The 12,433-nt window shown below is 60.7% G+C and carries 11 protein-coding genes; 10 read left to right on the top strand and 1 reads right to left on the bottom strand.

Annotated elements, in window-relative coordinates; translation table 11 throughout:
* Positions 1-13: 13 nt before the first annotated feature.
* From nuoE to WH50_RS09850, 10 genes are all read left to right on the top strand, one after another.
* Positions 14-550, top strand: a complete 537-nt coding sequence (nuoE, locus tag WH50_RS09895; protein WP_110187150.1) for an NADH-quinone oxidoreductase subunit NuoE — start codon at positions 14-16, stop codon at positions 548-550.
* Positions 551-562: 12 nt separating this feature from the next.
* The gene (gene nuoF / locus WH50_RS09890) at positions 563-1,882 is read left to right on the top strand and encodes an NADH-quinone oxidoreductase subunit NuoF (protein ID WP_110187149.1); all 1,320 of its coding nucleotides are present in this window, start codon (positions 563-565) and stop codon (positions 1,880-1,882) included.
* A complete protein-coding gene (locus WH50_RS09885; protein ID WP_165838374.1) occupies positions 1,882-4,233 on the top strand; it encodes a molybdopterin-dependent oxidoreductase in 2,352 nt (783 codons plus the stop codon). Before nuoF ends, WH50_RS09885 begins: the two co-directional genes overlap by 1 nt.
* The gene (gene nuoH, locus WH50_RS09880) at positions 4,230-5,207 is read left to right on the top strand and encodes an NADH-quinone oxidoreductase subunit NuoH (protein WP_104154745.1); all 978 of its coding nucleotides are present in this window, start codon (positions 4,230-4,232) and stop codon (positions 5,205-5,207) included. The genes WH50_RS09885 and nuoH overlap by 4 nt, the downstream gene beginning before the upstream one ends.
* A 131-nt stretch (positions 5,208-5,338) precedes the next feature.
* The gene (nuoI, locus tag WH50_RS09875) at positions 5,339-5,878 is read left to right on the top strand and encodes an NADH-quinone oxidoreductase subunit NuoI (protein ID WP_104154746.1); all 540 of its coding nucleotides are present in this window, start codon (positions 5,339-5,341) and stop codon (positions 5,876-5,878) included.
* Between the two features lie 15 nt (positions 5,879-5,893).
* Complete coding sequence (locus WH50_RS09870) at positions 5,894-6,427, top strand: NADH-quinone oxidoreductase subunit J family protein (protein WP_104154747.1); 534 nt, start codon at positions 5,894-5,896, stop codon at positions 6,425-6,427.
* Complete coding sequence (gene nuoK / locus WH50_RS09865) at positions 6,427-6,753, top strand: NADH-quinone oxidoreductase subunit NuoK (RefSeq protein WP_104154748.1); 327 nt, start codon at positions 6,427-6,429, stop codon at positions 6,751-6,753. The genes WH50_RS09870 and nuoK overlap by 1 nt, the downstream gene beginning before the upstream one ends.
* Complete coding sequence (nuoL, locus tag WH50_RS09860; protein WP_207780243.1) at positions 6,750-8,639, top strand: NADH-quinone oxidoreductase subunit L; 1,890 nt, start codon at positions 6,750-6,752, stop codon at positions 8,637-8,639. Before nuoK ends, nuoL begins: the two co-directional genes overlap by 4 nt.
* Before the next feature lie 19 nt (positions 8,640-8,658).
* On the top strand, positions 8,659-10,143 hold the full coding sequence (locus tag WH50_RS09855; protein ID WP_110187147.1) for a complex I subunit 4 family protein: 1,485 nt from the start codon (positions 8,659-8,661) through the stop codon (positions 10,141-10,143).
* Entirely contained in the window at positions 10,130-11,575 is a 1,446-nt protein-coding gene (locus WH50_RS09850; RefSeq protein ID WP_110187146.1) for an NADH-quinone oxidoreductase subunit N, read from the top strand. Before WH50_RS09855 ends, WH50_RS09850 begins: the two co-directional genes overlap by 14 nt.
* Before the next feature lie 56 nt (positions 11,576-11,631).
* On the opposite strand, the gene WH50_RS09845 is transcribed toward WH50_RS09850, so the two are convergent.
* Entirely contained in the window at positions 11,632-12,369 is a 738-nt protein-coding gene (locus WH50_RS09845; RefSeq protein WP_110187145.1) for a DUF4328 domain-containing protein, read from the bottom strand.
* Positions 12,370-12,433: the final 64 nt, after the last annotated feature.

Here is a 12,433-nt window from a genome sequence, read left to right as displayed (position 1 = left end):
CGGAGGAGCATTTATGAGTTTGACTGAACACGAAATCGAGCACCTCAGGGAGCATATTGAGCACTACCCCGAGAAACGTGCCGGTGCCATCTATTGCCTGTACTACGTGCAGGACAAATACGGCTACATCCCGCGCGCCAGTCTGGACGAAGTGTCGGAACTGACCGACCTGTCGCCGACCCAGCTGGATGAGCTGATCACGTTCTATACCCTGTTGCGTCGCCGTCCGGTGGGTCGTCGTCTGATCCGCATCTGCGACAGCATTTCCTGTTACACCCGTGGTTCCGAGCAGGTACTGGCTGCTGCCAAAGAGGCGTCCGGTGTTGAGTTTGGCCAGATTTCCAAGGACGGTGCCGTCACCGTACTGCCCAGCATCTGTCTGGGTCTGTGCGACCGTGCCCCTGCCGGTCTGGTCGACGACAGCGAAGATCTGGGTGAGCTGACCCCGGAGAAAATCCGCGACCTGATTTGCAGCTACGCCGCTGAAACCCTGGACAGCAAGTCCGGTGGCGGGCAGCAGATTCTGGCCGTCCTCAAGGACCAGCAGTAACAGGAGCTGACCATGGAAAAAGTACTATCGCGCAATTTTCATCATGCGCAGCCCCTTGATCTGGCGACCTACCGTGCCGGTGGTGGCTACGACAGCCTGCAGTCGATCTTCGGCCGTGACCGTGAGGAAATGGTCAACGAACTGCGTGCTTCCGGTCTGCGTGGCTGTGGTGGCGCCGGTTTCTCCACCGGTCTGAAGTGGAGCTTTCTGGCCAAGGACGCGCCGCGTCCGGTTTATCTGGTCATCAACCTCGACGAATCCGAGCCCGGCTCCTGCAAGGACCGCCAGGTGCTCTATCGCGATCCTCACACCATTGTTGAAGGTGTGCTGGCCTCGGCCTACATCATCGGTGCCGACAAGGCCTTCGTCTTCGTTCGCGGCGAGTACAAAGTCGGTGCGGCCAAGCTGGAAAAGGCCGTACAGGAAGCCCGCGACGCTGGCCTGCTGGGCGACAACATTTTAGGCTCCGGCTTCTCGCTGGATATCGACGTGCATCTGAGTGCCGGTCGTTACATCTGCGGTGAAGAAACCGCACTGCTCAACGCGCTGGAAGGCTACCGCGCCAACCCCCGTTCCAAGCCGCCCTTCCCGGCCGTCAAAGGTCTGTGGGGTCAGCCGACCATCGTCAACAACATGGAAACCGTCTGCCATGTGCCTTCCATCATGCACAAGGGTGCACAGTGGTTTCAGGGGCAGGGTCAGAACGGCGGCAGCGGCACGCACCTGTTCCAGGTGTCGGGTCCGGTGAAGAACCCCGGAGTCTTCGAGCTGCCCATGGGTGTGACGGCCCGTGAGCTGATTTACGATCACGCCGGTGGTCTGCTGGATGGCCGCAAGCTGATTGCCTTCCAGCCCGGTGGTTCCTCCACGCCGTTCATGACGCCTGATCAGCTCGACACGCCGATGCACTTCGACGCGGTGGCCAAGATTGGCTCCCGTCTGGGTACCGGTGGAGTGATCATCATGGATGACACCATCTGCCCGCTGAAGTACACCCGCAACCTGATCGAATTCTATGCCCGTGAGTCCTGTGGCTTCTGCACGCCCTGCCGTGACGGTCTGCCCTATCTGGTGCATCTGTTCGACAAGTTTGAGCTGGGTACCGCGACCGCAGCAGATCACCAGACCATTCTCGAACTGTGCGGCCTGATCGGCCCCAACACCCACTGTGCGCTGGCCCCTGGTGCGGTCATGCCGGTGCAGTCGGCGTTGCAGCTGTTCGATGACGAATTCAAGAAACATATCGCCGCTAAGGGATGCAGCTATTCACCTGTTGCCGCGACGGCGTCGCAGGCCGCTGCAGGCGCTGGCGTACAAGGAGGACATCACTGATGGGAACCCTCTATATCGACGATCAGCCGGTCGAGTTCCAGCCCGGTGACAACGTGCTGGATGCCGCCAAGCGCGCCAACATCGAAGTCCCCTATTTCTGCTATCACCCCGCCCTCGGTGCGGTGGGATCCTGCCGCGTCTGCGCCATGGAAACCGTGCCGAGCCGTGAAGGCGAACAGCCACGCACGGTGATGACCTGCACCCTCAAGGCACAGGACGGCATGCGCTTCCGCTTTGCCCAGAGCGACAAGGCGCCCGGCGTGTCAAAAACCATGGTGGAGTTCTATATGACCCGCCATCCCAACGACTGCCCGGTGTGTGATGAAGGCGGTGACTGCCACCTGCAGAACATGACCGTGGAAGTTGGTCACGCCTACCGTCGCTTCGATGGCCAGAAGAAAACCTATCCCAACCAGCTGCTCGGTCCGCTGGTGTGGAACACCGCCAACCGCTGTATCACCTGCTATCGCTGTGTGCGTTTCTATCAGGACTACGCCCTCGGTGATGACTTCGGTGCCATGGGCTCGCGTAATAACGTGCTGTTCCGTCGTATCGATGACGGTGCTTTTGACAGCCCCTTCGCCGGTAACATCATTACGGTCTGCCCGACCGGTACCTTCACCGACAAGGTATTCCGTCGCAAATATTCACGTACCTGGATGCTGAAGAAGAGCGCCTCCATCTGTGCTCACTGCAGCGTCGGCTGCCACGTCGAGCCCGGTGCCCGCGCCGGTACCCTGCGTCGGGTCGTGCCCAACGAAAACAGTGCGGTGAATCAGTACTTCATATGTGACCGTGGCCGTTATGCGCCGCACGCCAGCGAAGCGGCCAACCGTCCGCTGCAGGTCAAGGTCGGCGGACAGCTGCGGCAGGAACCGGCACTGGCGGTACTGCGTCAGGCACTGGCCGTCAGCGATGCACGCTGGGGTGTGATGGGCTCCGCCCGTGAAGACGTGGTGACCAATCTGGTCCTGCAACAGCTAGCCAGTGATCTGAATGCCCCCTTCACCGCGTTCACCGATCCGCTCACCGAAGTCCGTACCAAGACGGCGGTCAACCTCAGCCTGTCGGCGCCCAGCCTGCAGGACATCGAGGCAGCGGACTGCATTCTGGTGGTCGGTGAGCTGACCGAACATGCGCCAATGATGGAACTGGCCGTGCGTCAGGCCCTCAAGCAGGGCAAGCCGGTGATGATGCTACACGCCGCCGCCAGTTTGCTGGCCGGTATGGTGCGCAAACAGCGCAGTCTGCAGGCGCAGACCCAGGCCCCGGTACTCTGGGCGGAAACCCTGCAGAAGCTGATCAGCAGTCTGAGCCAGGAGCAGGCCGACGGCTGGGCTGCCCTGCTGAAGAATGCCAAGGCCCCGGTTCTGCTGGGTGTCGCCGAAGTGATGCCAACCGCCGCTATCAAGGCGCTGGCCGAACTGGCCGCGGTGCTGGGCGAGCAGGCCCGTGTGGGCTTTGCCCTGCCTGCGGCCAACAGTTTCGGTGCGGCGCAGGTCAGTCAGGCCGGTTCCAGCGAGCAGTTGCTGGAAGCACTGGAGCGTGGCGATATCAACGCTCTGCTGGTGGTCGGTGCCGACCCCATGAGTGGCTGGCAGGGTGAGCGCTGGAGCAAGGCGCTGGCGAAAATCCAGCATCTGGTAGTGGTCGACCATATTCACAGCGCCACCGTGCAGGCGGCGACTGTGGTGGTGCCTTCTGCTACGGTCAGCGAGCATAATGGCGTATTCATCAACTACGAAGGCCGGGTGCAGTCTTTTGCCAAGGCGTACAGCCGTGAAACCCAAGTGTTGCTGCAGGAAGAGCTGATTGCCCTGCTCTCCGGCGATGCCCGCGCCCGGGTGCAGAGCCAGCTGCTGTCGATGCTCGGCAGTGTCATGCCGTCGCCCGGTTCTACGGGCAGCCGCATCAAGCCTGCCACCCTGCCGATTGGTCAGCTGGCCGAAGCGGTGCTGGGCAATGGCCCGGCACTGGTGCTGCAGGGCTGGCACGGTGAGGAAGAAGTGGCGGGTTTTGCCACGGAACTGGCCTCACTGACGCCGCACGACAGCGTCGGCATTGCTCCGGCCTATGCCAAAGCACTGGGCCTGACTCTGGATAAAAACAGCCGTCTGACCATCAGCGTCCACAACAAGCAGCTGACCCTGCCGGTCAGCCTGTCGGCTCAGGTGGCCGAGGGCTGCGTCGCCGTGTCTCGCCGTGCCTTTGCTGAATTGCAGGCGCGCCTCGGCGATGAAGTGAAACTGACCGCCGCCATGCGCTTGAGTGAAGAGCCGGCGGCGCCGTCTGTGGTGGCCCATTTCACCCCGCTGCAGGGTGACAACAGCAATGGAGGTCTGCGCCCATGAGTCCCTGGCTATTCTGGCCGCTGATCACCATTGCCATGGTGGTGGTCATTCTCGGTCTGATTCTGGCTGCCGGTTTCACCGTATTCGGTGAGCGGCGCATTCTCGGTCTGCTGCAGAACCGCTACGGCCCCAACCAGGCCGGCCCTTTCGGTCTGCTGCAGGCCATTGCTGATGCGGTCAAACTGCTGACCAAGGAATACTTCCTGCCCGGTTTCGTCGATCAGAAGCTGTACAAGCTGGCGCCGGTACTGGTGGTGGTCACCGTGCTGCTGAGCTTCGTGGTGGTGCCCATCGGCAAAGGCATCAGCTTTGCGGCTGATTTCAACGTCGGTCTGCTGTTTATCCTTGGCCTCAGCTCACTGCACGTTTACGGCATCTTCCTCGGTGGCTGGTCATCCAGCACCAAGTACACCGTGCTCGGCTCGATCCGAACCATCGCCCAGCTGATCAGCTATGAGCTGGCCATGGGCGTGGCGCTGCTGGGCGTGGTGTTGCTGTCCGGTTCGTTCAGCCTCGAAGACATCGTGCTCAAGCAGGATATTGCCTATATTTTCCTGCAGCCGTTTGGCTTCATCGTGTTCTTCATCGCAGGCATCGCCGAAACCAACCGCTTGCCGTTCGACCTGCCTGAGGCAGAGAACGAGCTAGCGGCGGGCTTCAACACCGAGTACGGCGGCATGCCGTTCGCCATGTTCTTCCTCGGTGAATACCTCGGCATCATCTTTATTTCCTGCCTGACCACCACCCTGTATCTGGGTGGCTGGCATGGCCCCTGGGCAGAAAGCTACCCGCTGGTGGGTGTGTTCTGGTTTGCCCTGAAGACCCTGGCGCTGCTGTTCTTCTTCATCTGGATGCGTGCCAGTGTGCCCCGCGTACGCTGGGACCAGCTGATGAGCTTCGGCTGGAAGTACCTGCTGCCGCTGGGTCTGGTCAACATCATCGCCACCGCCCTGATCAGTGCGCTGTGGATGTGATGAGTGGCGGATGTGATGTCAGCTAACGATTTTCAATTTACTGACCGGTCAGGTGTGGCGATGGCCCACCGCCCGCAGCCGCTCTGCCTTCGGGCAGGTGGCAGCGGGTCAGGCTGGTTGAGGAGTTCACGATGAAAAACCTGAAGAACTGGGTCGGTGAAATCACCGGTGCGTTCTCAGCGACGCTGAAACATGCGTTCGCCGAGCGCGACACCGTGTGTTACCCGGCGGAAAAACCCGATCTGCCAGAACGCTGGCGTGGCCGTATCATCCTGACTGTCACCCCGGAAGGTGAAGAGCGCTGTGTGGCCTGCTACCTGTGCTCCTCGGTCTGTCCTTCCAGCGCGATCACCATTCAGGGTGCCGAGCGTGAAGACGACGAGCGCCGCTACGCCGAGAAATTCGAGATCGACTTCACCCGCTGCATTTTCTGCGGTCTGTGTGAAGAAGCCTGTCCGACCCGGGCGATCCAGACCACCAATGACTTTGAGATGGGCGCCTCTTCCCGCGCCGAGCTGGTCTATGACAAGTCACGGTTGCTGGAAAACCACACCGGTAAGTACCCCGACTTTGATTATTTCAAGCGTGCCGGGGTTCCCATTCGTGGCAAGGACGTCGGTGAAGGGGCCAATGAAAAGCCGCCTGTCGACGTCTACACCCTGCTGCCCTGACGGAGGACCGATCCCATGATGCTTTGGCATTTTGTCTTCTGGCTGAGCTGCGCGGTTGCCGTGGTCTGCTCTGCCAGCCTGCTGTTCGTCAGGAAGCCCATGCACGGTGCGGTCTATCTGACCACTGCCATGTGTGCACTGGCACTGGCGTTCTATCTGCTGGGCGCGCCCTTTATCGCCATGATGCAGCTGATTCTCTACGTCGGCGCCATCATGGTGCTGTTCGTGTTCGTCATCATGCTCAGCCCGCTGCAGGAAACCTTTCCGCTGCAGTTGCAGGACCGCAGCCTGTGGCCCGGCCTGATCCTGCTGATCCTCATGCTGCTGGAGCTGGGTGCGCTGCTGTTCGGCGGCCTGCAGGTCGATCCGACCACGCCGCAGATCATCGATTCCAAGGCGGTGGGCGAACTGCTGTTCGGCCATTACAAACTGGCGGTGGAAGCCATTTCCACCCTACTGCTGGCAGCACTGGTGGGGGTCATGTACTTCGCCCGTCATCTGCAGCGTCATCAGGAGCGCAAGCTGCCTGAACAGCAGGAGGCCAAATAATGAACCTTCTCGCCGTACTGTTTGTGTCCTTCCTGCTGTTTGCCATTGGTCTGGCCGTCATTCTGGTGCGCCGTCAGCTGCTGTTCGTGCTGATGGGCATCGAAGTGATGACCAACGGCGCGGTGCTGGCTGCCGTAGCGGCTGGCCAGTACTGGCACAGTGCCGATGGTCAGGTGCTGAGCCTGTTCATGATGCTGGTGGCGGGCAGTGAGCTGGCCATCACCCTGTTGCTGGCGATGCTGAGCTATCGCTATCTGAAAGTCAGCCGGATTGACCAGATGAATCAATTGCAGGACAAGCTGGATAAAGAGGGGCAACTGCTATGACCGATGCCCTGGTAACCTTACCCATGATGCACCACCTGCTGTGGCTGATTCCCTGCGCGCCTCTGCTGGGCGCCCTGCTGATCATCGCGCTGGATGGCCTGCCCACCCGCGCCTATGGCGTGATTGCCAATCTGGCGGTACTGGTGTCCGCCCTTTGCGTCGCTCTGCTGTGGCTGAGTGGCAGCTGGGACATGCCGGTACAAACGGCCTATGAGTGGATGCACATCGATAACTGGCTGCTGGATGTCGGCTTCCGGGTGGATCGCTTCACGCTGGTGATGGCCAGTGTCAGCGCCTGGGTCGGTCTGCTGATTCACCTGTTCTCCACGCAGTACATGCGTCACGACTTCGGTGAGCGGCGCTACTTTGCCTACCTCAACCTGTTCGTTGGCGGCATGCTGCTGTTTATCACGGCCGATAACCTGATCCTGCTGTACGCCGGCTGGGAAATCATGGGCCTGTGCTCCTACGCGCTGGTGTCGCACTACTACACTAAGGACGAGAACGTCTACGCCGGTCGCAAGGCCTTCGTCACCACCCGTATCGGTGATACTGCTCTGGCCATCGGGATTTTCCTCTGCTTCATGCAGTTCCAGAGCCTGAATCTGGAGTCCATCTTCCAGGCTGCGCCGCAGGCGCCTACCGGCATGATCGCCGCGATCTGCATCCTGTTCATGCTGGGTGCCTTTGCCAAGTCAGCACAGTTCCCGCTGCATGTGTGGTTGCCGGACGCCATGGCCGGTCCGTCCACGGTCTCGGCCCTGATCCACGCCGCCACCATGATCACCGCCGGTGTCTACCTGATCGCCCGCACGCATGTGCTGTTTGATCTGGTGCCGGATGTGCGCTGGTGGGTCGCGCTGGTCGGTGCCTTCACCGCTCTGTACGCCTCGGTCAGTGCCATTGGTCAGAACGACATCAAACGTATTCTGGCCTACTCCACCATCAGTCAGATCGGCTATATGTTTGCCGCGCTGGGGGTTGGCGGTTATTCGCTGGCGCTGTTCCATCTGGCCGTGCATGCCTGCTTCAAGGCGCTGATGTTCATGAGCTCCGGGGTGATCATCGAGATCTATCACCACGATCATGACATCCGCAACATGGGCGGTCTGCACAAGCAGCAGAAGTTCCTCAGCTTCGCCTATCTGGCAGGCAGTCTGGCGCTGGCCGCCCTGCCGCTGGTGACCGCCAGCTTCTACAGTAAGGACGCCATCATCGCCGCGACCTACACCGCTGACCACGGCGCCTTCCTTGCCGGTCTCGGCCTGCTGGGTGCGCTGCTGACCGGTGTCTACTCCATGCGCATGTACTTCATGGTGTTTACCGGCAAGGCCCGCAGTGAGATCCATGATTACAAGATGACCTGGGCCATGAAGCTGCCACTGGGCATTCTGGCACTGGGCAGTCTCTGTCTGGGCTTTATCCAGCTGCCTGACAGCTGGTCATTCGGCCCGCACCTGCTGTTGCCCTGGCTGGAGCCGGTGCTGACCAGCGTGGCGCTGCCTGAAGGACATGCCGGTGAAATGCTGGAGCTGCTCGGCGCGGCGGCAGCGGTGATCGGTATCCTGATCGCCTGGCCGCTGACCAAGGCGGAAGTGCGCAGTGGTCGTGGTGTCGGCAATATCGGCTTCCTCAACAAGGCGCTGTATATCGATGACCTCGCCAAAGTGCTGGTGATCCGTCCCTTCCTCGCACTCTGTGCGGTACTGGGCAGTGTCATCGACGGTCTGCTGCTCAATGGCGTGCTGGTGGCCGGTGTGCGTCGCCTGATGCTTAACGCGGCAGAGGTGGTCAGCCGTGGTCAGGGTGCGCTGGTCAGCCGCTACGTGCTGCTGATGGTGCTCGGCCTGATGCTGATCATCGGCTATCTGACCGTGCAGCTGTAGGGAAGGAGTAGAGACAACTATGTTGAATTTAGTGATTTATTTCCCTCTGCTGGCTGCTGCGGCGATCTGGCTTGGCTGTCGCGAGCGCGGCACCCTCGCCCGTTCCCTGACGCTGGCGGTGATCTGTCTTGAGACACTGATCCTGTTCGGACTGGCCATGGGTGGCAACACCCTGAGTCTGGATGCCGAGTGGATTGCCGATTACGGCATCCACTATCACCTGCAGCTGGATGGCCTTGGTCTGGCGTTGTCGGTACTCAGCGGTGGTCTGGCCGTGGTGGCCATGCTGGTGGGCTGGGAGCGTATTGACCGCTGGCAGGCTTTTGGTCCGCTGCTGCTGGCGACCCTGAGTGGCATGGTGGGTCTGTTTGCCGCCTACGATCTGATTCTGTTCTACGTGTTCTGGGAACTGATGCTGATCCCCATGTACTTCATGCTGGCCATGTGGGGTGATCCTGATTCACGCCGCTCCGCCACCCAGTTCATGCTGGTGACCGTGACCGCGTCACTGCTGATGCTGGTCGCCATCATTCTGCTGTTTATCGCTCATGGCGTGCAGACCGGCATCTATACCTTCGATTACGGCATCCTCAAACAGACTCCACTGATCGGCAATACCCTGCTGAGCAAGCTTATTCTGGCAGGTCTGCTGCTGGGCTTTGGCGTCAAGGTACCGGTTTTCCCGCTGCACTTCTGGGCTCCACTGGCCTATCGCAAGGGCGACCCCAGCGTCATCATCATGCTGTCAGGGGCCATGGCTAATGCCGGTGTCTACGGTCTGCTGCGCTTTACCATGCCGCTGATGCCTGAAGTGACGGCGGCCTTCGCCCCCTGGGGCATGGCCATCGGCGCCATCGGCACCCTCTACGGTGCCGCTCAGGCCATTCGTCAGGAAGATCTGCGCGGTGTGATTGCCTGGTCCAGTATCAGCCACATGAACATTGCCATTCTGGCGCTGTTCGCCTGGCAGGCACAGGCTCTGCACGGCATGGCCCTGCAGCTGCTGGCGCACGGCCTGTCCGTTGCCGGTCTGTTCGCCATCGCCGCGCTGCTGCTGGATCGCAAACGTGATGGCGTCTATGCCAACGTTGGCGGTCTCTATGCACAGATGCCGAAGCTGGGCATGTGCTTCCTGTTCTTCGTGGTGGCGACCGTTGGTATGCCTGGTCTGGCCAACTTCGCGGGCGAAGCGCTGATTCTGGCCGGTGCCATCAGCCGCTCCATCCTGTGGGGCAGCGTCGGTGCGGTGACCATCCTGCTGAGCGTGATCTACGGGGTGAAAGTCTATGGCAAGGTCATGCTGGGGCCGGTCAATCCGCGCGTGCCGACCGAACTGTGGGATCTCAACAGCCGTGAAAAGGCCGCGCTGACCGTGCTGATCATCGCCATTCTGGTGATCGGTCTGATGCCACAGCTGATGATTGAAACCGTACACCTGCCCACCGCCGAACTGCTGGCGGTCAATATCGATTCGCTGTTTGGGGGTGTCCATGCCATCGACTGATTTTTACCCCGTCATAGCCCCGGCCCTGACCGGTATCGGTGGCTTGCTGGTACTGCTGATTGGCGTCTGGCCACGGCTGAAAGATGCGGCGCTGGTGGCGTTCTATGCCAGCATCGTGCTGCTGCTGGGAGCCATGGCCGTGTTGCTGGCTCCCCATGAAGCGGCTGGTTTCGAGCGTTTTATCAGCCTTGATCCGGTCAACCGCCACGGCTGGCTGCTGTTTACGGCCGGTGGTCTGGCCACCCTGCTGCTGGCCTGGCGTGACCGTCAGCTGCTGGGCGAAGTGGATGAACAGTTCTGTTCGCTGGTGCTGTTTGCCGTTACCGGAACCTATCTGCTGAGTGCGGCGACCAACCTGCTGGCCGCCTTTATCGGCATGGAACTGACCGCCCTGTCGGTGATGGCCATGATTGCCTGGCAGCCACAACGCAAGGGTGCCATCGAGGCGGCGATCAAATATGCCATTACTGCCACGGTCAGCGGCTCGATCATGCTGTTTGGTATCGTGCTGATGTATGCCGGTAGCGGCAGCCTGTATCTGGATGCCATCCCCGGCAATCTGGGCGGTGAGCGTACCAACGAGACGCTGGTGATCGTCGGTCTGGCCATGGTGCTGGTCGGTATCGCCTTCGAGCTGGCAGTCGCACCGTTCCATTGCTGGCTGGCCGATGTGTTCCAGGGTTCCAGCTCCCCGGTCACCGCCTTTATTGCTTCTGTGGGCAAGATCGCCATGCTGCTGTTCCTGCTCAATCTGGCGGATCAGCTGTCTGGCCTGTGGCCTGCCATCCATGGCGTGATCATCGGCATGGTGGTACTCAGCGTGGTCTGGGGTAACCTGGCGGCGCTGCGGCAGAGCAACCTCAAACGCATGCTGGCCTATTCCTCCGTCGCTCACTTTGGCTATGTGCTGCTGGCGCTGACGGCCATCAGTGGCGATGCCGATGGCAATGCCGATCTGCTGCAGGCCGCGGCTTACTACGGCCTGAGCTATGCGGTGATGAACATGGTCAGCTTCGCCGTGATCGGCTTGCTGTCAGGTATCAACCCCAGTGCTGATCTGGAAGGTTACCGTGGGATGGGTCGTCGTTACCCGCTGCTCGGTGTAGCACTGGCGATTGCTGTGCTGTCACTGGCCGGCATTCCGCCCACCGCCGGTTTCTTTGGCAAACTGTTTGTCTTCACTCAGGCGCTGAATCAGGGCCAGCTCGGTCTGGTGATCATCGCCAGTCTGGCCGCCGCCAGCTCACTGTTCTACTACCTGCGGATTCTGGTGGTGTTCTTCTCGGTGCCGAGCAATGAGGTCAGTGAAGAGGCCGATATCGCCCTGCAGGGCGATGCGGTGGTGATGGGTCCGACACTGGTGATCAGCCTCAGTACCGCAGCAGTGCTGCTGATTGGTCTGTGTGCCGGGACGGTGCTCACGTTTATCTGAGTGCTCTGAGGGTATGACAACAACCCCATCTGTCTCGCGGCAGATGGGGTTTTGTTTTACTGGGCGGCCAGTTCAGGCGGCGTTGGTAAGGATAGCGTGCTAGCGCTGCTGTCATCTGGCTGGGTCTGCTGTTGCGCCTGATGCTGGGCCTGCTGGCGGCGCTGAATGGTACGGATGAGGTACAGCAGTAACAGGGTCAGTGGCAGGCTGAGAAAGGCGTTGATGCCGTACAGCACCGCTAGTTCACGCAGGGCCAGCAGCTGCTCGACACGGTTGGTCAGTAATTCCTCGACCCGGCCAAGCAACAGCACGACCAGCCACAACCCCCACCACAGGCGCATCAGGCCGGGCACCCTGATACGGCTCCAGCCGGAGGCGGTGCTGAGGCTGGTCTGCCACAGCTCTTTCATGGCCTGAAAGGGTTTCCAGAGATTCAGACCGGGGATGAAGTAACTCGCCACGGCCCAGCCGGGTGAAAACTGCAGGCCTTTGCTACCGAGCTGGTGGGCGTTGTAAACGGCGCGATAGGTCCAGAGCAGCACCCCGGTCCCGGCTACGACAGCGGTCGCTAAGCTGAACAGCAGGGCGCCGATCAGACGCAGCTGACTGGACTGCACATCGCTGTCCACCGATTCGGCAGCCAGATACACGCCGTGTTGCAGGTCCGTCAACAGCCGGTAATCCAGTACGGAGCTGATCAGGACCAGCAGCGTGGCCAGCAGATACAGATAAAGCAGATAACTGACCCAGCGGGTCATGGTGTGATAATCACGATAGCCCTGAGGTCGGGTCACGGTGCGATTCCTTGAACCAGGATGTTTCCAATTGCAACACTATGCCTAACCCCCGTGCTTTCGG

Origin of the sequence: Pokkaliibacter plantistimulans (genome assembly GCF_003194385.1) — a bacterium.
Classification (GTDB): domain Bacteria; phylum Pseudomonadota; class Gammaproteobacteria; order Pseudomonadales; family Balneatricaceae; genus Pokkaliibacter; species Pokkaliibacter plantistimulans.
Note: the sequence above shows the minus strand (reverse complement) of the source record. Positions and strands in the feature narration are given on the sequence as shown.

Bases quoted from the DNA above. Each gene is read 5' to 3' on its own strand.
- nuoE (WP_110187150.1), top strand. From the start codon at position 14: ATGAGTTTGACTGAACACGAAATCGAGCACCTCAGGGAGCATATTGAG.
- nuoF (WP_110187149.1), top strand. From the start codon at position 563: ATGGAAAAAGTACTATCGCGCAATTTTCATCATGCGCAGCCCCTTGAT.
- WH50_RS09885 (WP_165838374.1), top strand. From the start codon at position 1,882: ATGGGAACCCTCTATATCGACGATCAGCCGGTCGAGTTCCAGCCCGGT.
- nuoH (WP_104154745.1), top strand. From the start codon at position 4,230: ATGAGTCCCTGGCTATTCTGGCCGCTGATCACCATTGCCATGGTGGTG.
- nuoI (WP_104154746.1), top strand. From the start codon at position 5,339: ATGAAAAACCTGAAGAACTGGGTCGGTGAAATCACCGGTGCGTTCTCA.
- WH50_RS09870 (WP_104154747.1), top strand. From the start codon at position 5,894: ATGATGCTTTGGCATTTTGTCTTCTGGCTGAGCTGCGCGGTTGCCGTG.
- nuoK (WP_104154748.1), top strand. From the start codon at position 6,427: ATGAACCTTCTCGCCGTACTGTTTGTGTCCTTCCTGCTGTTTGCCATT.
- nuoL (WP_207780243.1), top strand. From the start codon at position 6,750: ATGACCGATGCCCTGGTAACCTTACCCATGATGCACCACCTGCTGTGG.
- WH50_RS09855 (WP_110187147.1), top strand. From the start codon at position 8,659: ATGTTGAATTTAGTGATTTATTTCCCTCTGCTGGCTGCTGCGGCGATC.
- WH50_RS09850 (WP_110187146.1), top strand. From the start codon at position 10,130: ATGCCATCGACTGATTTTTACCCCGTCATAGCCCCGGCCCTGACCGGT.